The 20,635-nt window shown below is 51.6% G+C and carries 19 protein-coding genes; 10 read left to right on the top strand and 9 right to left on the bottom strand.

Annotated elements, in window-relative coordinates; all coding sequences use genetic code 11:
- Positions 1–36: 36 nt before the first annotated feature.
- The 5 genes from BKE30_RS06560 (at position 37) to ahr (ending at position 3,880) form a co-directional block, all read left to right on the top strand.
- Positions 37–291 (top strand): hypothetical protein, encoded by a 255-nt coding sequence (locus BKE30_RS06560; protein WP_076877796.1) that lies wholly within the window; start codon positions 37–39, stop codon positions 289–291.
- Positions 291–854, top strand: coding sequence for a M23 family metallopeptidase (locus BKE30_RS06555; protein WP_076877795.1), 564 nt, complete (start codon positions 291–293; stop codon positions 852–854). Before BKE30_RS06560 ends, BKE30_RS06555 begins: the two co-directional genes overlap by 1 nt.
- A gap of 175 nt (positions 855–1,029) precedes the next feature.
- Positions 1,030–2,163: a sterol desaturase family protein gene (locus tag BKE30_RS06550; RefSeq protein WP_076877794.1), complete on the top strand. Its 1,134-nt coding sequence runs from the start codon at positions 1,030–1,032 to the stop codon at positions 2,161–2,163.
- Positions 2,164–2,222: 59 nt separating this feature from the next.
- A complete protein-coding gene (locus BKE30_RS06545; protein ID WP_076877793.1) occupies positions 2,223–2,822 on the top strand; it encodes a DNA-3-methyladenine glycosylase I in 600 nt (199 codons plus the stop codon).
- A 38-nt stretch (positions 2,823–2,860) separates the two neighbouring features.
- Complete coding sequence (gene ahr / locus BKE30_RS06540) at positions 2,861–3,880, top strand: NADPH-dependent aldehyde reductase Ahr (RefSeq protein ID WP_076877792.1); 1,020 nt, start codon at positions 2,861–2,863, stop codon at positions 3,878–3,880.
- Positions 3,881–4,017: 137 nt separating this feature from the next.
- On the opposite strand, the gene BKE30_RS06535 is transcribed toward ahr, so the two are convergent.
- The 4 genes from BKE30_RS06535 to dnaJ all read right to left on the bottom strand — a co-directional run bounded on the left by BKE30_RS06535 (position 4,018) and on the right by dnaJ (position 8,140).
- A complete protein-coding gene (locus tag BKE30_RS06535; RefSeq protein ID WP_158073168.1) occupies positions 4,018–5,100 on the bottom strand; it encodes a serine protease in 1,083 nt (360 codons plus the stop codon).
- 103 nt (positions 5,101–5,203) lie between these two features.
- Complete coding sequence (locus BKE30_RS06530; protein WP_076877790.1) at positions 5,204–5,902, bottom strand: START domain-containing protein; 699 nt, start codon at positions 5,900–5,902, stop codon at positions 5,204–5,206.
- A 56-nt stretch (positions 5,903–5,958) separates the two neighbouring features.
- Positions 5,959–6,771: a 4-hydroxy-tetrahydrodipicolinate reductase gene (gene dapB, locus BKE30_RS06525; RefSeq protein WP_076877789.1), complete on the bottom strand. Its 813-nt coding sequence runs from the start codon at positions 6,769–6,771 to the stop codon at positions 5,959–5,961.
- Positions 6,772–7,033: 262 nt separating this feature from the next.
- The gene (gene dnaJ / locus BKE30_RS06520) at positions 7,034–8,140 is read right to left on the bottom strand and encodes a molecular chaperone DnaJ (protein ID WP_076877821.1); all 1,107 of its coding nucleotides are present in this window, start codon (positions 8,138–8,140) and stop codon (positions 7,034–7,036) included.
- Positions 8,141–8,401: 261 nt separating this feature from the next.
- On the opposite strand from dnaJ, the gene BKE30_RS15990 reads away from it, so the two are divergent.
- Positions 8,402–8,608, top strand: coding sequence for a hypothetical protein (locus BKE30_RS15990; RefSeq protein ID WP_158073167.1), 207 nt, complete (start codon positions 8,402–8,404; stop codon positions 8,606–8,608).
- Positions 8,520–9,836 carry a PQQ-dependent sugar dehydrogenase gene (locus tag BKE30_RS06515; protein WP_076877788.1) on the top strand — a complete coding sequence of 439 codons (1,317 nt, stop codon included), beginning with the start codon at positions 8,520–8,522 and terminating at the stop codon, positions 9,834–9,836. Before BKE30_RS15990 ends, BKE30_RS06515 begins: the two co-directional genes overlap by 89 nt.
- Positions 9,837–9,886: 50 nt before the next feature.
- Here BKE30_RS06515 and BKE30_RS06510 read toward each other — a convergent pair whose 3' ends face one another.
- From BKE30_RS06510 to BKE30_RS06495, 4 genes are all read right to left on the bottom strand, one after another.
- Positions 9,887–10,291: an MgtC/SapB family protein gene (locus BKE30_RS06510; protein WP_264754291.1), complete on the bottom strand. Its 405-nt coding sequence runs from the start codon at positions 10,289–10,291 to the stop codon at positions 9,887–9,889.
- A 192-nt stretch (positions 10,292–10,483) separates the two neighbouring features.
- Positions 10,484–10,855 carry a hypothetical protein gene (locus tag BKE30_RS06505; RefSeq protein WP_143253666.1) on the bottom strand — a complete coding sequence of 124 codons (372 nt, stop codon included), beginning with the start codon at positions 10,853–10,855 and terminating at the stop codon, positions 10,484–10,486.
- 161 nt (positions 10,856–11,016) lie between these two features.
- The gene (locus BKE30_RS06500; RefSeq protein ID WP_076877785.1) at positions 11,017–14,232 is read right to left on the bottom strand and encodes an efflux RND transporter permease subunit; all 3,216 of its coding nucleotides are present in this window, start codon (positions 14,230–14,232) and stop codon (positions 11,017–11,019) included.
- Positions 14,233–14,235: 3 nt separating this feature from the next.
- Entirely contained in the window at positions 14,236–15,393 is a 1,158-nt protein-coding gene (locus BKE30_RS06495; RefSeq protein WP_076877784.1) for an efflux RND transporter periplasmic adaptor subunit, read from the bottom strand.
- 196 nt (positions 15,394–15,589) lie between these two features.
- On the opposite strand from BKE30_RS06495, the gene BKE30_RS06490 reads away from it, so the two are divergent.
- Positions 15,590–16,228 (top strand): TetR/AcrR family transcriptional regulator, encoded by a 639-nt coding sequence (locus tag BKE30_RS06490; protein ID WP_076877783.1) that lies wholly within the window; start codon positions 15,590–15,592, stop codon positions 16,226–16,228.
- 19 nt (positions 16,229–16,247) lie between these two features.
- On the opposite strand, the gene BKE30_RS06485 is transcribed toward BKE30_RS06490, so the two are convergent.
- Positions 16,248–17,045 carry an HD domain-containing protein gene (locus BKE30_RS06485; RefSeq protein WP_083698465.1) on the bottom strand — a complete coding sequence of 266 codons (798 nt, stop codon included), beginning with the start codon at positions 17,043–17,045 and terminating at the stop codon, positions 16,248–16,250.
- A 255-nt stretch (positions 17,046–17,300) separates the two neighbouring features.
- Here BKE30_RS06485 and ppc point away from each other — a divergent pair, with 255 nt between their 5' ends.
- Positions 17,301–20,135, top strand: coding sequence for a phosphoenolpyruvate carboxylase (ppc, locus tag BKE30_RS06480; protein ID WP_083698464.1), 2,835 nt, complete (start codon positions 17,301–17,303; stop codon positions 20,133–20,135).
- Between the two features lie 90 nt (positions 20,136–20,225).
- Entirely contained in the window at positions 20,226–20,630 is a 405-nt protein-coding gene (locus BKE30_RS06475; protein ID WP_076877782.1) for a DUF4259 domain-containing protein, read from the top strand.
- The last annotated feature ends 5 nt before the right edge of the window (positions 20,631–20,635 follow it).

The following is a 20,635-nucleotide window of genomic DNA, read 5'->3' as shown; positions in this document are numbered from 1 at the left end:
GCTTGTAATTTTAGGTTTATTTTTTAAGGGATTAGCATGTCCATTGCACTGGCAGAACACATGGCAAATTTTGCCGAATGCGGTAACCAGCAGCGCATTTACCTGAAAAACGGCCAAATGCTGCAAGGCTGGATTATGGAAATTAATGAAGATGCCTTGCTGATCAGTACCGGTTTTAATGAAAAATCCGGACAGGATAGCTGGGTGAATTTTGAAGATATTGATCTAGGCCGCCTTCAGTTCTGGGATGTTTTTGAGCAGCACTGGATGACCTGGATTATGCCGGATTAATGCAGTTTTCTGGATTGCAGTACCGCAGATGGCAGCAGGCCAGCCTTGTTGGCCTGTTAATCACGATCCTGACCGGATGCCAGCGACCCGAATCTGGCCAGCAACCGGGCATGTTTCAGTTGCCGATGGAATATCTGTACCTGATGCAAACCCCGTTACCGGCCCAGTTGCCAGTGCCGGTACAGGGTGTTAAACCACAGCAAATTGCTGATACCTGGGGTGCAGCACGCAGTCAGGGACGCAGCCATGAAGGCGTGGATATTTTTGCCAAGCGTGGCACGCCGGTGCTGAGTACCACAGAGGGCATGGTGATGTCGGTTGGCATCAACACCCTGGGCGGCAATGTGGTCTGGGTGCTGGGGCCGGATATGAGCCGGCATTATTATGCGCATCTGGAATCCTATGGCCAGTTTAAAAAAGGCGACTGGATTAAGGCCGGTGATGTGATTGGTTATGTGGGCAATAGCGGCAATGCCCGTACCACCCCGCCACACCTGCATTATGGGATTTACCGCAATGCTGAAGGCGCCATTAACCCCTACCCTTACCTGAGCCGCAAGTGATCTGGTTGCTAATTGTTAAATAACACCTGTTTGAATCAAATGGCTGGGTTTTACCGGGTACAATTTGCCGGGTTTTTACTGGATTTGCAGCCTGTTTTCACCTATAACTAAAGCACGCTAAACAATAAAAGTTGCAACACAGCAATCCACAATACCCAGATTATCCGGAATAAGAATGACCAACCTGCTACGCAAACATCTGGAAGACCAGCCGCTCAATTACGGCCACGGCAAAATTTCAGCATTTATTGCCATTAGTCTGGGGCTACTGGGTTGCCTGACTGCATTTTGTTTTTTATTTCCCAACCTGCTTACCATGCCCGAACTGCGTGCGGTTTATAATCCTTTACTGATCAAGGTGTTGCTATTTGCCGGAATTGGCGTGGGCTTTATTGCCGGCTGGTGTTCGGTGTTTCGTAACCCCAACCGCCTATGGGGACTGAGTGGTATTTTTTTAAATACCTGTGCAGCCTTGCTGGCCAGCGGCCAGATTGAAGGCAATCCTTATGCAGCACGCAATGTGTATGCCGGGCTGGATTATTTCATTTTAACCCTGCTGGTGCTGGCGCTGGTGTTTATTCCCATGGAGCGCATGTTTGCCAAATACCAGCAGCAAAAAATCCTGCGTAAAGGCTGGGTGACTGACCTCAAATATTTTATGTTTAGCCATTTAGGCATTCAGTTGCTGGCCTTTTTTACCATTATCCCGGCACAGGTGCTATTTAACCAGTGGATCAACCCGCGCCTGCACCAACTGGTGAGCAGCCAGCCGCTGGCGTTGCAATTCCTTGAAATTCTGCTGGTGGTGGATTTTTTCAGTTACTGGATTCACCGCAGCATGCACAAGGTGCCACGGCTTTGGCGCATTCATGCCGTGCACCATTCATCACTGCAAATGGACTGGCTGGCCTCCAGCCGCGTGCATGTGGCTGAATTAATCATGAACCGTTTTGTGGGCTACATTCCGTTGTTGTTTTTAGGGTTTTCACCGGCAGCCACCTATGCCTACCTGATTTTTATATCCTTTCATGCCATTTTTATCCATGCCAATGTGCGTTTTCGCTTTCCCTATGTACGCTGGATAATTGCCACGCCAGAGTTTCATCACTGGCATCACTCCTCAGAAGATGAAGCACTGGACAAGAATTTTGCGGCATTTTTGCCAATTTATGACGTCATTTTTAAGGCTGCGTATATGCCGTCTCATTTGCCGCAACGTTATGGCACCACGCCCGGTACCAAAGTGCCGGAAGGATTTGTGGACCAACTGGTGTATCCATTTAAAAAACGCAAGAAAAAGAAAACCTGACCTTTAGTGAATCACCAGTTGATGATTACAACGGAACACAGCCACTAGGATTGCCGCACATGACGATAACATCCACCCAGACCAGCGAAACTACCTTTCAGCGTTGTGGTTGGTGTAGCCATGATCCGCTTTACCAGCATTACCACGACCATGAATGGGGCAAACCCAGCCATGACCGCCAGCAGTTGTTTGAAATGCTGTGTCTGGAGGGCCAGCAGGCCGGTTTGTCATGGATTACAGTGCTAAAAAAACGTGACTGCTACCGGCAGTGCTTTTTTGATTTTTTACCTGAAAAAGTGGCACAGCTTGGTGAAGACGATATTGACCAGTACCTGCAAAATCCGGGCTTAATCCGGCATGCTGGCAAGCTGAATGCCATTGTGGCCAATGCACGGGCCTGGCTTGCGCTGGAACAGCAAGGCATTCATATGGTTGAGTGGTTATGGTCATTTGTCAATGCAAAACTACAACCGCAGGCCATTCAGAATTACACACAAAACCCTGTGCAAACGGCGGACAGTCTGGCAATGTCAAAATCACTCAAAAAAGCCGGTTTCAAGTTTGTTGGGCCAACCACTTGCTATGCCTTTATGCAGGCCGCAGGTTTGGTCAATGACCATGAAGCTGGTTGTAGTAGCCGTTTGCTGGCTTCCCATTAAATTTTCTACATCAATTTTCTACACTCAAGGATCACAGCATGAGTATTATCCGTAGCTATGCCGCCCTCGAACAGGGCCAGCCCCTGCAAGCTTTTGACTATGATGCCGGCGAACTTAAAGCCCATGAAGTTGAAGTCAAGGTGGAATATTGCGGGGTATGCCACTCGGATTTATCCATGATTGACAATGAATGGGGCGGTGCCAAATATCCACTGATTGCCGGGCATGAAGTCATTGGCACCATTACCGCACTGGGCAGTGAAGCCCGTGGTTTAAAGGTTGGCCAGCGGGTGGGTATTGGCTGGACAGCCGACAGCTGCCAGCATTGTGACTGCTGTATTGGTGGTAAACAGGTGCTGTGCCAGAACGGCACCACAGCCACGATTGTAGGCCATGCCGGTGGTTTTGCCGAAAGCGTGCGGGCGGGCTGGCAATGGGTGATTCCCGTACCGGATGACTTAAACCCGGAAGTGGCAGGCCCGCTATTGTGCGGCGGCATTACCGTTTTTGACCCCTTACTGCGCCACAATATTCAGGGTGTACATAAGGTTGGCGTCATTGGCATTGGTGGTCTGGGTCATATTGCCATCAAGCTGGCCAAGGCATGGGGCTGTGAAGTCACCGCGTTTAGTTCCAGCCCGGACAAAACCCAGGAAATTCTGGACATGGGTGCGCATCAGGTGGTCAACAGCCGTGACAAAGACCAGCTCAAAGCGCTGCGTGGCCAGTTTGACCTGATTATTAATACCATCAATGTCAGTCTGGACTGGATGCCTTACTTTGCAGCCCTTGCACCGGAAGGCAAGTTCCATACCGTTGGCGTGGTACTTGAGCCATTAGCCGTGCCAGCCGGTGTATTAATTGGTGGCGCCAAAGTAGTAACCGGTTCACCGACTGGTTCGCCGCTGGCATTGCGCCAGTTACTGCGCTTTGCGGCCCGCACGCAGGTTGAACCCACGGTTGAAGTCTTTCCCATGTCACAAATCAATGACGCGATTCAGCATTTGCGTGATGGCAAGGCCCGCTACCGGGTAGTGCTCAAAGCTGATTTTGAATAAATCTTTTATTCATACTTTAAATAAAAATGGCCTGCTGAACTAGTTACAGTTCGAGCAGGCCATTTTTATTGCTGTTCACGCTTTATCATCACACAGAGATTTTCATGCGCTAATCAAGGGTTTTTTGTTCAGCCCAATTATTGTCTGGTCAGCCATTTGCGCCGAATCAGTATTAAGCTACCTAAGCCCAGTAATAAGCCCAGTGAACTACTGCCCCCACCGCCTGAACCTGATGGATTGGCTGGCTGTTCAGCCTGTTGCTGTTCCTGCTGTTGCTGATAAGCCAGCGGATCAACGTAACTTAAAATCCAGCCAGCATAATTGGCAACCCGGGTATAGACACCGGGCAGCTTACGTTCACCACAGGGCCTGTCCTCACCCCAGCTGGTAATCCCGGCCAGCATCGGCTGAACTGAACTGGCATTCACCACCAAGCCTGAGCCACTATCACCCACGCAGGTATCGGCAGGATTCTGCTGGTCGGCACCACGGGCACACATCATATTGGCGCTGACAGGCCAGGTTTTGTCATTGTACAGATAGCGGCTGATGCCACAATTGGCAATACGCAGCTCCCCAACTTGCAAGCGTGAGGGATACAGCGTTTCCAGCATGCCATTACTGCCTGTTATTACAGTTTCACCCCAGCCAGCCACCTGTGCAGGGCGGCCCAGCGCTGTATATTGACTGGCCTGTTGGGGTTGTAACCATGAAATTGTACCGCAGCGTATGCCACAAGCTTGTAGGTCAACCGGCTGCGCCAGCCTGATCAGGGCAATGTCATTATCCAGATTAACATCTGCATCATAGCCGGGATGAATGATCTGGCGGCTGGCCAGAATCACCTGAGCTCTACTTGATGGGCTGTTTAACTGATCAAGGTCCACCTCTCCCACAGCCACGTAATAGTCCGTAATGGCTTGCTGGTCAATGGTATCCAGATTAAAGCAATGTGCCGCAGTCACAACCCACTGTGCATCAATTAAAGTGCCTGAACAAATATAAGCCGCCTGTCCATTGCTGTTTTGCCCAAACACGGCAACCTGCCACGGCACCTGCGTGGTACCAGCAGGTGCACCATTGACCACAGTAGGCTTGGCAATAACGGCTGGTGAAGCTTCTGTTGCCACATTGACGGTTGTACTGGCTTGTCCATTCAAGGGCAAACCCAAGAATAGGCTAGCCACTATCACAGGCCAATAGGGTTTGATTTTTTTCAAGGAAATGCCTGCCTGCACCATAAGACTCGTAATTATGGGCCTGAAAATTTTGGTCAATCAAGAGTAGCTCTACCCGGAACTTTAATTCCGGGTAGGCAATTTGTTATTTTTTGGCGTATGGGTCTTTGACCATGCTGAGCTGGGCATTCTGGTAACGGCTGCTTTTAACATAGTTCTTCATGCGGCCCAGCATCTGGTAAGGTTGCTGTTGCACAAACAGGTTGGCGACAGATAACGGAATCACGCCACCCGGGTCACCGTAACCCGTGGTGGATACTTCTGTTTTGGCTGGCCCCAGTGGCTTTAAGGTCCAGTCGCCTTCATAGTGGTTCAGGCGCACCACGTTATGACGTACAGGCACCCGGCTGTCGCTAATGGCCCTGTTCTTAATGACCACCGTGCCGTCACTGGCCTGACTGATTTTGCCCTGAATCACCACATCACGATCCTGCAAGGGAAACGGAAAATCCAGTTGCATGCGAATGATAAAGCTGCCACTGGCATCATTACGGTCAATCACATTTACGGCGCTGACATACGGCACCCACTGAATCAGGTAATCGGTGTCCAGAATGACTGCGGCCACACTGGTGACGCTGCTGTTAAGCACCGTGGTCGCCCGATAATTAAAGGCAGGATTATTGGGCAACTGATAAGTCCAGACCTTGATACCGTTTTTATTGATAGCCAGCTTGGCACGCGACAGGTCGGCAGCAGCATGCCCTGTGCTTAAAGTCAGCAGACTCAGGCCAATGGCATAGCACAGCTTGCGCGCAGAAAACCGGTTTGCGGTATGTTTCATGTCTCAATATCCTGCCTGATCAGCGTATAAGGCTGAGATTTTAGTTGTTCTGGCCATTAATTTTTTAATGACAATACATCCTGCATGTCATAACGGGCCACCGGCTGCTGGATTACCCAGGCTGCGGCACGCACTGCACCGCTGGCAAAGTTCATGCGGTTGGTGGCCAGATGTTTGACCTCAACTCGCTCGCCTTCACCAATAAACATCACGGTGTGTTCACCCACAATATCGCCACCACGGATGGTTTCAAAGCCAATGGTCTGGCGCTCGCGCGGCCCAGTATGACCTTCACGCCCATAAACCGCAACGTCTTTCAGGTTACGGCCCAGCGCGTTTGCCACGGTTTCGCCCATCATGTAAGCAGTGCCGGATGGTGCATCCACTTTATGGCGGTGATGGGCTTCGATAATTTCAATATCTACAGTTTCACCAAAGGCTTTGGCGGCCAGTTCCAGCATTTTCAGCGACACATTCACGCCCACCGAGTAGTTGCCGGAGTACACCACCGGAATGTACTGTGCCGTCTCACTCACCAGTTGCTGTTGTACCTCAGATAGCCCGGTGGTGCCAATGACTATAGCAACCCTGGCATCACGGCAAATCTGCAAGTGGGTTTCAGTGGCTTGTGGCGTGGAAAAATCAATCACCACATCGCACTGGTCAATCACGTCCTGCAAGCTGGCAGCCACCTGTACCTCCAGCTTGCCCACACCTGCCAGTTCACCCGCATCGGTGCCAATCAGCGTACTGCCGGGGCGCTCTACTGCCGCACCCAGCGGGTAGCCTGCCTGATGCACTGCCTGAATCAGCATACGGCCCATACGGCCCCCGGCACCCAAAATGCCAATGCGTGGTGAATTTGCCATGCTTGCTCCTAAAGCCCTTGATTACATATAAAAAGGATTAAATACACAAAGAATTAAATAATAAAAGGGTAAAACAATGGAAGGCCTTCATGATAAAAGCTCCCAATAATCTGAACACACTACTATAGAGCAATTTTGAAGCAAGCTACAGATTTGCCTGCAAATTCAGTTTTTTGTGGTTTTGCGCTATGAAAAGGCCATAAAAAAAGCCTACTGAATCATCAGCAGGCTTCTTCTAACGCCGTTCTGGTCAAATCATTGCTTAGTCAAACAACCGCTCAAAAAATGATTTTTTCTTGGGCGATTGCTTGTCATCCCCATCCAGCGTGGCTTGCAGTTCCTGTAACAGTTCTTTTTGGCGGCTGGTCAGGTTCACGGGTGTTTCCACCACCACACGGCACAGCAGGTCACCCACCATACTGGTGCGTACCGGCTTGACACCCTTGCCACGCAGGCGGAACAGCTTGCCAGTCTGGGTGCCTTCCGGAATTTTCAGGCTGACACGGCCATCAAGGGTGGGAATTTGCACTTCCTTGCCTAATGCCGCATCGGTAAAGCTAATGGGCACATCCATGTACAGGTCGGCGCCATCACGCTGGAATACGGCATGCTCGCGCACCACCACTTCAACGTACAAATCACCCGCCTGTGCACCAGCACCACCGGCTTCACCTTCACCGGTCAGGCGAACGCGATCACCGTTGTCTACGCCAGCCGGAATGCTGACTTCCAGTGTGCGCTTGCGTTCGGCCACACCTGCGCCATGGCAGACATTACACGGGTTTTTGACAATCTTACCACGACCATGACAGGTATGGCAGGTTTGCTGTACCGAAAAAAAGCCCTGCTGCATGCGCACCTGACCTGCCCCATGACAGGTCTGACAGGTGGTGACATCTTCCGGATTTTTGGAACCTTTGCCATTACAGGCTTCACAGGCAGCAGGTGCCGTAAAGCTGATGGTTTTTTTCACCCCTTTAACCGCTTCTTCCAGAGTGAGTTCCAGCACATAACGCAGGTCAGCCCCACGGCGCTGGCGCTGGCCACCACCGGCACGGCCACCGAACATGTCGCCAAAAATATCACCAAACTGGCTAAAGATATCCTGCGCATTAAAGCCGCCACCACCCATGCCGCCCATGCCTTCAAAGGCACTGTGGCCCATGCGGTCATAAGCAGAACGCTTGTCACTGTCTGACAACACCTCATAGGCTTCCGAGGCTTCCTTGAATTTTTCCTCAGCTTCGTTGTTATCAGGATTACGGTCTGGATGATATTTCATGGCCAGCTTGCGATAGGCCTTTTTAATCTCGTCTTCGCTTGCCCCTTTGGATAACCCTAAAACCTCGTAGTAGTCTCTCTTTGCCATGGCTGGCATAACTCCTAACCAAAATCAATTAAACAATTGCGGCTAATCTTGGGGCAATGTGCTGTTTTTGCAAGCGCTATTTTTCATAAAAATTTCACCTGTGCATTTTCTTTTAAAAAAACTGGCCTGTATTTTCTAAAAACCAGTGCGAAATGAACCGCTTGCTGTAACCAATCAGCAACCAGATTGAACAGGACAAAGACAGTGATTTTTAGCGGTTGCCCTACAGTAAAGCCAGAATAAACCACGCAGGCCATGGATGTGTCCGCCAAAGACCGGCTGGACAAGGCATGGCAGGAACAATTACAGCCGGGTCAACCGGATCAGGCTAAAGCCTCTGCAAGGTCACTTAAAACCGTGCTGACTGGAGAACCCCAACATGCCATTTCCCATCAAATCTTCCCTGTTGGTCAGTGCCGGACTCATCTGTCTGTCTGGCTGTGGCCACAAGGCCAACCTACCGCTTGATGCCAGCTATGGCTCAAATCCGGTGTTGCCCGCGCCACAAAAAAGCCTGCTGCCCACGGTGCATATTGCACCCGCCAAAGGCTGGCCGGCCAATGCCATGCCGGTGGCAGCCAGTGGCCTGAAAGTACAGAAATTTGCAAGTGGCCTGATCCATCCGCGCTGGCTGTATGTACTGCCCAATGGCGATGTGCTGGTGGCTGAAACCGATGCCCCACCCAAGCCCAAAGACAGTGCCGGGATTAAGGGCAAAATCATGAAACTGGTGATGAAACGGGCTGGCTCATCACACCCCAGCGCCAACCAGATCAGCCTGCTGCGTGACACCAATAGTGATGGTGTGGCCGACCAGCACACGGTATTTTTGAAAAACCTGAACTCGCCGTTTGGCATGACACTGGTCGGCAACTCACTGTATATCGCCAATACCGATAGCCTAATGCGCTTTAACTATACCCCCGGCGCGACCAGCATTAACGCCAGTGGAACCAAAGTGCTGGATTTGCCTGCCGGGCCAATTAACCACCACTGGACCAAAAATGTGATTGCCAGCACTGATGGCAGCAAGCTGTACATTAGCGTGGGTTCCAACAGTAACGCCGCCGAAAAAGGGCTGGACAAGGAGCAGGATCGCGCGCGCATTCTGGAATTTGATATTACCAGTGGCAAGGTACGGCCGTTTGCCACTGGATTGCGCAACCCCAACGGCATGGATTGGCAGCCGCAAAGTGGCGCGTTATGGACTGCTGTCAATGAGCGTGATGAAATTGGCAGTGATCTGGTGCCCGACTACATGACCTCGGTAAAAGATGGCGCGTTTTATGGCTGGCCGTATAGCTACTACGGACAGCATGTGGATGTACGGGTAAAGCCGCAAAATCCGGATCTGGTGGCGCGCGCCTTAAAGCCGGATTATGCGCTGGGCAACCATACCGCGTCATTAGGGCTAACTTTTTATAACGCCAGCCTGATGCCACAATATAAAAATGGTGTATTGATTGGCCAGCATGGCTCATGGAACCGCAAGCCGCGCAGTGGCTACAAGGTGGTGTTTGTGCCATTCCAGAATGGTCAACCGGCGGGCAAATCGCAGGATGTGTTAAGTGGCTTTGTCAACGAAAAAGGCGATGCCATGGGCCGTCCGGTGGGAGTCGCAGTGGACAAGACAGGCGCAATTCTGGTGGCTGATGACGTGGGTGATGTGGTATGGCGGGTGTCGCCTGCAAGCTAAACTAACTTGCAGTGGTTTAATAGTTTATGGGCAAGCTATGGCAAAATTTGTTATGGCTTGTCTTTTGCCTTAAACCGTTCCGAGAAGTGTAAAATCAGAAAACTCACCACTGACAAGATCACTGCAATTTCATAACGGCCGTAAGCCACCGAAATGCCAATAGCGCCTGTGTTCCATAAACTTGCCGCTGTTGCAGTCCCTTTCACCCCGTCTTCACTTTTAAAAATTGCACCGCCACCAATAAAACCCATGCCAGTAATAATGCCGTACATTACTCTGGCCTCAGCATCTGACCCTTGGTAGATATCCCGGCCAACCAGCATAAATGCACACGATGCAATGGTGACCAGTGGAAACGTTCTAAGCCCTGCGCCACTATTTTTCATTTCGCGGTTAAGGGCGATAGGCAATGAGAGCACAAATGCAATGCCCAGTTGAAAAAGATGATACCCCATTAACGTTAAGTTGAAATCAAATTCAAACATGGCTGATTAAGCTCTCTAAAATTGCAGTGCGGATGCGCAGGAACATTCCGGGCAAGCGCTCAGCTTGCTTATCCCAATTAATATTTATACAGCCCAGACTGGACTTTGAACAGACGTATCAACGCTTGACTTTCTATCAAGTCTTAGCAGATTAAGAGTGACCTAATAGATGGGCTTATTTTTTAGCCAGAGCATCAAACCACGTACACTGCGGTACAAAAACCACAGCCAGATTAAAGCAGCAAACCCTGCTCCTGCCAGCAGGCAATAATAGCCAACACCTTGGGTAATAGGCAGCCAAAACAAGGGAATAAAAAGCAGGCTATTGATGAGCAATAAACCCAGTAGGCCCACACAACTTCGCATGATCCATAAATGATGCGAGCGTATCCAGACATCCTGATTCTGGTTTAAAAAATGATAACTGCTCCATAGCGCAATCAGCACGCCAATCCCTAACAACAGCGATAGCAGCATTAGGCCATAATTAATCCCTACCCACTGCTGTTGTGAAAGTGCTGTCCGTGCTGCCATGCTGTCCCTCTGATTTCCCCAATTGCCCACATTATGATTATTCTGGATGGATGACTGGCGCATCAGTCTATGCTGTAAATGCCAAATTCATCACTGTCCTGTTGCTACACCTTAAGCTAATCTAACAATCCATATCTCAAGGTGTAGCAATATAACCAAAATTATGAGGTTTGTGGGGGTTTTACCTTAAACCACGCGGCATAGAGCGCAGGCAGGAACAACAGGGTTAATGCTGTGGCCACAATCAGGCCACCCATAATCGCCACTGCCATGGGACCGAAGAAAATACTGCGCGACAAGGGAATCATGGCCAGCACCGCAGCCAGTGCTGTGAGTACAATCGGTCGAAAACGACGCACGGTTGCTTCGGTAATGGCGTGCCACGGACTCAAACCACCAAGGATATCCTGCTCAATCTGGTCAATTAAAATCAGCGAGTTGCGCATGATCATGCCGGACAAGGCAATGGTGCCCAGCATGGCCACAAAGCCAAAGGGCTTATTCAACAGCAGCAAAAACAGTACCACGCCAATTAAACCTAGGGGTGCAGTAAGCATGACAATCAGCGTGCGCGAAAAACTGCGCAATTGCAGCATCAGCAAAGTCATCACCACCACCAGAAACAGCGGCATGCCGGCATTGACCGAACTCTGGCCACGCGCGGAATCCTCAACTGTACCGCCCACCTGCAATAAATAGCCACTGGGCAATTGCTGGCGAATGCCATCCAGTGTCGGTGAAATCTGGTTGACCAGCGTCACCGGCTGTTCACTGGTGCGAATATCAGCCCGTACAGTGACTGTAGGCAAGCGGTTGCGATGCCAGATAATGCCTTCTTCAAAGCCATAGCGCAGATTGGCAATTTGTGCCAGTGGTACGCTGCCGCCATTGCTGCTGGGCACGGCAAGGCTGGCAAGATTTTCTACCTGTGCACGCTCACTTTCCGCACCACGAATACGGATTTGAATCAGTTCGCGTTTTTCACGGTACTGGCTAATGTCCATGCCGCTAATGGAGCTTTGTAAAAACTGTGCCAGCGTGCTGCTGTCCACACCCAGTGCCCGCGCCCGGTCCTGATCAATGTCCAGATAAATGATTTTGCTGGGTTCCTGCCAGTCCAGATGCACATTGGTGACATTGGTATTTTCAGAAATTTTGGCCGCAACCTGACGCGCAATCTGGCGTACCTGCTGCATGTCTTCGCCGGACACCCGGAATTGCACCGGATAACCCACAGGTGGGCCATTTTCCAGCAATGACACCCGATTGCGCACATCGGGGAACTGGGTATTTAAGGTGTTGATGAGCCACTGACGCAGCGCATTACGGTCTTCGATACTTTTGGCCAGCACCACAAACTGGGCAAAGCTGGCCTGTGGCAATTGCTGGTCCAGCGGCAAATAAAAGCGTGGCGAACCCGTGCCGACATAAGCCACATAGTTTTCAATACCTGGATGATTTTTGAGCAATTTTTCAAGACGTGCAACTTGGCTTTCCGTGGCTTTTAGGGAGGCACCTTCGGCCAGTTTTAAGTCCACCATAATTTCCAGCCGGTTAGAAGGCGGGAAAAACTGCTGCTGCACCAGACCAAATAGCATGATCGAGCCAATAAACGCCGCCACGGTAATGCCAATCACGGTTTTACGGTAGCGCACGCACCACTGCACCAGGCGGCGAAAATTCTGGTAAAAACGGCTGGCATACGGGTCATGCGTTGATACAGCGTGCGCTGATTCAGAATTTAACCGTACCGGATGCGATAAGTCAGGCTTGCTTAATGCTTCGTCTTCAGTTATCTGTGCCTGCATTGGATCAGGCATTAGGGGTGGTTTTTTAGCCTTACGCAGCCTGGCCCACAACCGCTGATACCACGGCGGCTGATGATTAATCTGGCTGTAATCCGGCAACAACTTATCGCCCAGGTACGGCACAAATATAACTGCGGCGACCCATGACACCAGCAACGCAATGGTCACGACTTCAAAAATAGAGCGGGTATATTCGCCCGTGCTGGACTGTGCCGTGGCAATCGGTAAAAAGCCAGCCGCGGTAATCAGCGTGCCGGTGAGCATAGGAAACGCGGTACTTTGCCACATAAAACCAGCCGCTTTGAGTCGGCTAAAGCCCTGCTCCATTTTAATTGCCATCATTTCTACGGCAATAATGGCATCATCCACCAGCAGGCCCAGCGCCAATACCAGCGCGCCAAGGGAAATTTTGTGCAGGCCCACATCAAAATAATTCATTGTGGCAAAGGTCATGGCCAGCACCAGCGGAATGGAAAATGCCACCACCAGTCCGGTACGAAACCCCAAGGAAAAAAAGCTGACGATTAAAACAATAATCACCGCTTCGGCCAGCACCCGGATAAACTCGCCCACGCTTTCCTTCACGGCAGCAGGCTGGTCAGATACCTTGCTTAAGGTCATGCCAGCCGGCAGGGTATCCTGCAAGCGGGCAAATTCACCTTCCAGATTTTGGCCCAGTGCCAGAATATCGCCGCCCTTTTTCATGGCCACCGCAATACCAATGCCATTGTCGCCCATAAAGCGCATGCGCGGCTGGGCCGGTTCGCTAAAACCCCGGTAAACATCGGCCACATCGGTGAGCCGAATGGTACGGCCTGCCACATAAATCGGCATGTTTTTCAGGTCATCGAGTGACTTGAACTGGCCACTCACCCGCAGTTGAATGCGGTCGGTGGGCGTTTCAAAATATCCGGCAGGTGCAATGGCATTCTGGGCTTCCAGTGCCTGCTGTACCGCACTTAAGGGCAAGCCCAGACTTACGGCCTTGGTGTTGGACAGCTCAATCCAGATTTTTTCATCCTGCAAACCGACCAGGTCAACCTTGCCAACGTCCTTGACCCGTTGTAACTGTAGTTGCACGCGGTCGGCATATTCCTTGAGCACGGCATAGTCAAAATCCTTACCGGTCAGCACATAAATATTGCCAAAGGTATCGCCAAACTCATCATTAAAGAATGGCCCCTGCACACCAACCGGCAGGGTTTGCTTGATGTCACCCACCTTTTTGCGCACGTTGTACCACAGGTCGGGAATATCCTTGGAGCGCATGGAATCACGCGCCATAAAGGTAATCATGGATTCGCCGGGCCGTGAATAGGCAATAATCTTGTCGTATTCGCCGGTTTCCATTAGCTTTTTTTCAATACGGTCAGTGACCTGCAATGACACCTGCTCGGCTGTGGCACCTGGCCAGTAGGTTTGAATCACCATCACCTTAAAGGTAAATGGCGGGTCTTCACTCTGCCCCAGCTTGCTATAGGACACAAAGCCAATAATGGCCAGCAAAATCATAAAAAACAGCACCAGCTGGCGGTTGCTGAGCGCCCATTCAGACAGATTAAAACGCATGATCTAGTCCTTTTTGGCCAGTGCTGGCTGAACAACTGCCTGGGCATTCTGTTGAAAAGCAGGCTGGTTGTTGCGATTCACCGCACGCACTTTTTGCCCCGGCTGCAATAAATGCACGCCGCCAATCACCACCCAGTCCTGTGGGCTTAAACCGGCCAGTACGGGCACACTATCGCGGCCATAGGCGCCAATGCGTACCGGTTTTTTGACCAGGGTGGAATTGGCTGGATTGACCACCAGTACATAGCTTTGTTGCTTCTCGGCAGTTACAGCAGCCAGTGGTACAGCCAAGGCCGGGCTACTGCTGCTGGTAGTCACAAAAACGCGTGCGCTCTGGCCAATTTTGACGGGTGCGCCTGCGTTGGCAAACGCCACCCGTACTGCAAAGGTACGCGAGGCATCGGCTGCCGGAGAAATTTCACGCACATAGGCCGGGAGCAATTGTTGCGGATTCGACCACAACGACACCCGTACCGGCTGGCGTGGCTTAAACTGCTCAATCATCTGTTCAGGTACGCCAATTAGCACTTCGCGCTCGCCTTCCAGTGCCAGACGATACACGGGCTGACCAGCACTCACCACCTGTCCGGTTTCAATATTTCGGCTCACTACTACCCCGCTTTTATTGGCACGCAAGGTGGAATAACTGGCCTGATTGCTGACCACATTAAAGTTGGCCTGCGCCTGCTGTACATTGCTGCGCGCGGTTTTGTACTGGTTTTCAATCTGGTCAAACTGCGAGCGGCTAATGGCATTGGCAGGCAACAACTGGCGATAGCGCTCCAGCTCGCCTTTGGCTGTGCGTTCCACCGACAATGCGCTGTCCAGTTGCGCGCGTGCGGCACCCAGTTGCAGGTTGGCATCGGTCGGATCAAGCACGGCCAAAGCCTGCCCGCTGCGAACCCGGTCACCCACTTCCACCAGCCGCTGGGTAACCTTGCCCGCCACCCGGAAAGACAAATCGGCTTCCTGCCGTGCCCGAACCTCACCGGAATAATTACTTTGCCCGCTATTGCTGCTTATGGGCTGGGCCACCATCACGGCCCGCAATGGTGCTGGAGGTGGATCGGCTTTCTGGCAGGCGGCAAGCCCGGCACCCAGCCCAATGCCCACGCCTGCCGTTAGCAGACTGGCCCGCAGTTGCGTTCCCAAACGGCGCATGAGCCGTTCCCCAAGGTGGTTCATTACGCCAGATTTCGTGTTGTGACCCATGATTTACTATTCATTTGTTAAATTTTGCTAATTTTTATACTAATGAGTTTATAAAATAAAGTAAACCAATCAGTACAGTAATTTGATCGGTTAAATCGGGTACAATTACTGCATATATGCCACGTCAGGATGCAAGCGGTTACGCATGAGCAATTTACGTCACACGGCCACACCGGGCCGGCCAAAGGATCTGGCCAAACGGCAAGCCATTCTGGATGCCGCCAAATGCCTGTTTTTAAAACTGGGCTACGAAGGCAGCAGTATGGATGTCATCGCCTTGGCCGCCGGGGTGTCCAAGCTCACGGTGTATAACCACTTTAACGACAAGGAAACCCTGTTTATTGCTGCGGTGGAAAACCACTGTGAAAACCAGTTGCCTGCGCTGGATTTTGACTTAAAAAGCGACATGACCATTGAAACGGCGCTTGGCCGCATTGCCCTGCGTTTTCAGTCGATTATTTACAGCAAGGAAGGGCTGGAACTGCACCGCCTGATGTGCAGCATGACCCAGCATAATCCCAAGCTGGTTCACAAGTTTTTTGCCGCCGGGCCAACGCGGGTGCTTAGCCACATGACCCGACTGCTGGAACGGGCGCATGCCCAGCACAAGCTAACGATCCTGAATAGCCAGCAGGCCGCCGAGCATTTTTTAAGCCTGTTTTGTGGTCATCGTCATATGCGCGTGTTGTTTGATATAGAGGCGGCACCCAATCCTGCCCAGCAACAGCAACTGGCACAGGACAACATTGCCTTTTTTGTACGGGCGTATGCCTGCCAGCCATAAGCTGCTTTGGAGGTTAGGCTTAATCTTTAAACGGATTTAGCCGGATCATCAGTGGCAAGCCCAGTTGTTTGAGCAAAGCCGTGCGTGAATGCGGATTACGCGCTGCTTCCTGTGCAATTAGTTGGCTAAATTGCTGATCAAAACCCTGGCGCGGATATTTGCGTAGCACGCCTTGACGGTACTCACTGTTGAGCTGATAAAACCGCGCACCAATCACATCACAGGCAGCACCCTGTTGCAGTAAGCGGCTTTCCACACTTTCCTGTTCATCCAGATGCGCATTCATGTGCAGGCAAATCATGTCTGCCACCGCGTCAGCCTTGTCTGCTGGATAGTTTACTTTCCGGCTCCATGTTTTTGCAGCCTCGGCACTGGCCAGGGTAAAACAGCCACAACGCTGTCCGGCAGGTGATTGGCCATGCGCATCCGTAAAACCAAGGTCATGGAACAGGCAGCCTATCAGCAGGCTTTCAGGATCAAATGCAAACTGTTTGATCTGGCCCAGCGCCGCCCCCCAATAATAGGTACGCCATGAATGGCCAATGAGTGCCGGCGTGGCACAAGCTTCCAACTCACGGATGGCTTCCCTGACAAAACGGCTATCCGGTAACGCAATGCCCTTTAAGGTCAGGTCAATTTTGGGCTGATCCAGATGCAGCATGGTTCTGAAAAACTGCGTCATGCTGGGCAACAAGGCGCGTCGGATTAGCGCCTGTTTTTCTTTCATGCTTAAACGACCATGACTACGCTGGGTCCATAAGTAGCTGCCCAGCGGTGCGCCATGCGGCATGGTGGTGGTTTCATTGTTGTTGTGCATTTTGTTTTACCAATAATTAGAGTAATTGCTCTAATTGAAGATAATTCATTTGATGCTTAAAATCTAGAGTAATTACTCTAAAATTTAAATTTGGTTTATTTGCTTTAAACAGGCTAAATGCATCGCTTGTGCTGTATGGGGGTGTGAGGCTGGTAAAAATAATTTGCAATTAAAAATTTAAGCTGGTCTGAAACTGGCATATATTCAAACCAGACTCATGAAAAATGGTTTGAAAATCCTAACTGCGGAGTGCCTATGTTTAATGCCAACGACCTTGCCGATTCCCATGCCAGTCAACACAGCGCCACTCAACACCACGGTGACCAAACCGATCCGCACGCGGCGCTACGGGATGATGTGCGCCTGCTGGGCAATTTGCTGGGCGACACCCTCAAGCAGCAGGTGGGACAGGCCCTGTTTGAAAAAGTCGAGCAAATCCGCCATCTGGCCAAGCAAACCCGTGATGGTAATGAACAGGCCAAAATACAACTGGATCAGGTGCTATCCAACTTAAGTGAACAGGAACTGTTGCCGGTGGCACGGGCATTTACCCAGTTTTTAAACTTTGCCAATATTGCCGAGCAATATCACCGGGTGCGCCGCCGCCGTGACTGGCAAAGCCGTGAAGATGCGCCCGCACAAGCCGGTTCGCTGCAAGAGCTGATTCCACGCCTGCTGGCAGCCAATTGTACGCCCGACCAATTATGGCAAGCGGCGCTGGACTTGAATGTTGAGCTGGTATTGACCGCGCATCCCACCGAAATCAGCCGCCGTACCTTAATCCAGAAATATGATGATATTACCGAATGCCTGCAAATTCTGGATCAACAGCGTTTAACCATGCAGGAAAAACAGGCGGTGCTGGAGCGGCTCAAGCGCCAGATTATTGCCGCCTGGCATACCGATGAAATCCGTAGCCACAAGCCCACACCAGTGGATGAAGCCAAGTGGGGCTTTACTGCCATTGAACAAACCCTGTGGTTTACCATTCCGCAGTTTATGCGTGAACTGGATGCTGTGATTTTTCAGCACACCGGACAGCATTTGCCCCTCACCCATGCGCCGGTACGATTTGCCTCATGGATGGGCGGTGACCGCGATGGCAACCCCAATGTCACCCATCAGGTGACGCAGGAAGTGCTGTTGCTGTCACGCTGGCAGGCCGCTGATTTGTACTGGCGCGACGTGGATGCCCTGCGCTGGGACTTATCCATGGAAGATTGCAATGCCGCCTTGCGCGAGGTGGTTGGCGAACAGTCCCGCGAACCCTACCGCGATATTTTGCGCACGGTGCGCAACCGGCTAGAACACACCCGTAACTGGCTGCATGCCCAGATTCGTGGTGCAGGCCAGCGTGTAGATCAGGGTGTAAACAGTGGTTTTTCCAGTGCCATGAGCAATAGCGCACCGGCTGATAACAGTGCGGTTTACCATGATACCGATGAGCTGCTGCAACCCTTGCTGCTGTGCTATGACTCGCTGGTGGATTGCAACATGCAGGATGTGGCCAATGGCGAGTTGCTGGATTTGATCCGGCGCGTATCCTGCTTTGGCATTGAACTGCTTAAGCTGGACGTGCGGCAGGAATCGGGACGGCACCGCGAGGCGCTAAATGCCATTACTGAATATTTAAAACTGGGCTCCTACCTGGAATGGGATGAAGCACAGCGCCAGCAGTTTTTATTGCAGGAACTCAATAACCCGCGCCCCCTGTTGCCGCATGATTTGCATGTGGATCAATCGCATAGCGGCTGGTCGGACAATGTGCAGGAAGTCATGGCCACCTTTGACATGCTGGCGCGCCAGCCGCATCAGTCGCTGGGGGCTTATGTGATTTCCATGGCGGAATACCCTAGCGATGTGCTGGCAGTGATGTTGCTGCAAAAGGAAGCTGAAATTGCGCGGCCCATGCGGGTGGTGCCCCTGTTTGAAACCTTAAAAGACCTGAACAATGCAGCCAGCAGCTTACAGCAACTGCTGGAGATTGACTGGTACAAGCAGGCCATTACCAGCAGTGACGGTCAGGCGCGGCAGGAAGCTAAACAACAAGCTAAACAGGAAATCATGATTGGCTATTCCGACTCGGCCAAGGATGCCGGATTTCTGGCCGCCAACTGGGCCCAGTACCGCGCGCAGGAACAACTGATGCAAGTGGCCGAGCAGCATGGCGTTCAGCTTACGCTGTTTCATGGGCGCGGTGGTTCCATTAGCCGCGGTGGCGCACCGACCTATCAGGCCCTGCTGTCACAGCCGCCGGGTTCAGTCAAAGGCAAAATCCGGGTAACCGAACAGGGTGAAATGATCCGCTTTAAGTTTGGCATGCAAGGGATTGCCCTGCGCAATCTGGAACTGTATGCCAGTGCCACGCTGGAAGCCACGCTATTGCCGCCGCCCGCCGCCAAGCCGGAATGGCGTGCGCTGATGGACAGCATGACCAAGGTTTCGGTGGCTACCTATCGGCAAACCGTGCGTGAAAACCCCTTGTTTATTCAATATCTGCGTACCGTAACCCCCGAGCTGGAACTGCAAATGCTGCCGCTGGGTTCACGTCCGGCACGCCGTAAAGTCAGTGGTGGCATAGAATCATTGCGCGCCATTCCGTGGGTATTTGCCTGGACACAAGTGCGCCTGATGCTACCAGCCTGGCTGGGAACCGGACGTGCCTTGCGCACCGCATTGGCAGAAGGCCAGCGCTGTACCATTGAAGACATGAACCAGCACTGGCCATATTTCCAGACCCTGCTGGACATGCTGGAAATGGTTCTGGTAAAAGCCGACCCGGCCATTGCAGCCTACTATGAATCACGCCTGACCCAAGATCCACAGTTGATTGAGCTGGGCAAGGAATTACGGCGCAGGCTGGATAGTGCCACTCAAACCCTGCTGGAAGTGATTGACCAGCCTGCCCTGTTGCAGCATGAATCCGTGCTAAAGCGCTCGATCAATGTACGCACGCCGTATATTTTGCCGCTGCACCTGTTGCAGGCCGAACTGATGCAGCGCCGCCGTGAGCATGACGACAACACCTTTGACCATGCCCTGATGGTAACCATTGCGGGCATTGCCGCTGGCTTGCGCAATACGGGTTAACACGGAAAAGCAGGTTTGGCCCATTAAACAACTGCTAAACCTGCGCTATCATTGCTTGATTAGGATCTACTTTAAACACAGGAGAATCGTATGGGTGCATGGGGCACTGGAATTTTTGAGGATGACACTGCACTGGATGCCATGGAAGAAGCCATGGACAGCACGGTACAGGATTTTCTGCAACAAGTTCTTATGACTGCGGACGATGAAGAATACCTGGAGTATGACCGGGCGCATCAAATCATTATTGCGGGGGTGATCCTGGATTACCTGCTCAATGGCACAGTTTATGAGCAGAATGACGAAACCTTTGCACAATGGCTGGATCAGCAAAGCAGGGATAGCGTGGATCAGTTTAAGCCTGCGGTGCTGGCAGGGCTTAAAGTTGTCCTGTCTGACCAGTCAGAACTCAATGAACTGTGGCAGGAAAATAGTATGGAATATCCCAACTGGCGTGCCAATGTTGAAGGCATGATTGCCCGGCTGGAAGATTAAGGTGC

The organism is Alkanindiges hydrocarboniclasticus (assembly GCF_001982605.1).
In the GTDB taxonomy this organism is placed as follows: domain Bacteria; phylum Pseudomonadota; class Gammaproteobacteria; order Pseudomonadales; family Moraxellaceae; genus Alkanindiges; species Alkanindiges hydrocarboniclasticus.
Note: the sequence above shows the minus strand (reverse complement) of the source record. Positions and strands in the feature narration are given on the sequence as shown.

Coding starts and splice junctions, on each gene's coding strand:
- BKE30_RS06560 (WP_076877796.1), top strand. CDS start 37: ATGTCCATTGCACTGGCAGAACACATGGCAAATTTTGCCGAATGCGGT.
- BKE30_RS06555 (WP_076877795.1), top strand. CDS start 291: ATGCAGTTTTCTGGATTGCAGTACCGCAGATGGCAGCAGGCCAGCCTT.
- BKE30_RS06550 (WP_076877794.1), top strand. CDS start 1,030: ATGACCAACCTGCTACGCAAACATCTGGAAGACCAGCCGCTCAATTAC.
- BKE30_RS06545 (WP_076877793.1), top strand. CDS start 2,223: ATGACGATAACATCCACCCAGACCAGCGAAACTACCTTTCAGCGTTGT.
- ahr (WP_076877792.1), top strand. CDS start 2,861: ATGAGTATTATCCGTAGCTATGCCGCCCTCGAACAGGGCCAGCCCCTG.
- BKE30_RS06530 (WP_076877790.1), bottom strand. CDS start 5,902: ATGAAACATACCGCAAACCGGTTTTCTGCGCGCAAGCTGTGCTATGCC.
- dapB (WP_076877789.1), bottom strand. CDS start 6,771: ATGGCAAATTCACCACGCATTGGCATTTTGGGTGCCGGGGGCCGTATG.
- dnaJ (WP_076877821.1), bottom strand. CDS start 8,140: ATGGCAAAGAGAGACTACTACGAGGTTTTAGGGTTATCCAAAGGGGCA.
- BKE30_RS06515 (WP_076877788.1), top strand. CDS start 8,520: ATGCCATTTCCCATCAAATCTTCCCTGTTGGTCAGTGCCGGACTCATC.
- BKE30_RS06510 (WP_264754291.1), bottom strand. CDS start 10,291: ATGGGGTATCATCTTTTTCAACTGGGCATTGCATTTGTGCTCTCATTG.
- BKE30_RS06505 (WP_143253666.1), bottom strand. CDS start 10,855: ATGGCAGCACGGACAGCACTTTCACAACAGCAGTGGGTAGGGATTAAT.
- BKE30_RS06500 (WP_076877785.1), bottom strand. CDS start 14,232: ATGCGTTTTAATCTGTCTGAATGGGCGCTCAGCAACCGCCAGCTGGTG.
- BKE30_RS06495 (WP_076877784.1), bottom strand. CDS start 15,393: ATGCGCCGTTTGGGAACGCAACTGCGGGCCAGTCTGCTAACGGCAGGC.
- BKE30_RS06490 (WP_076877783.1), top strand. CDS start 15,590: ATGAGCAATTTACGTCACACGGCCACACCGGGCCGGCCAAAGGATCTG.
- BKE30_RS06485 (WP_083698465.1), bottom strand. CDS start 17,045: ATGCACAACAACAATGAAACCACCACCATGCCGCATGGCGCACCGCTG.
- ppc (WP_083698464.1), top strand. CDS start 17,301: ATGTTTAATGCCAACGACCTTGCCGATTCCCATGCCAGTCAACACAGC.
- BKE30_RS06475 (WP_076877782.1), top strand. CDS start 20,226: ATGGGTGCATGGGGCACTGGAATTTTTGAGGATGACACTGCACTGGAT.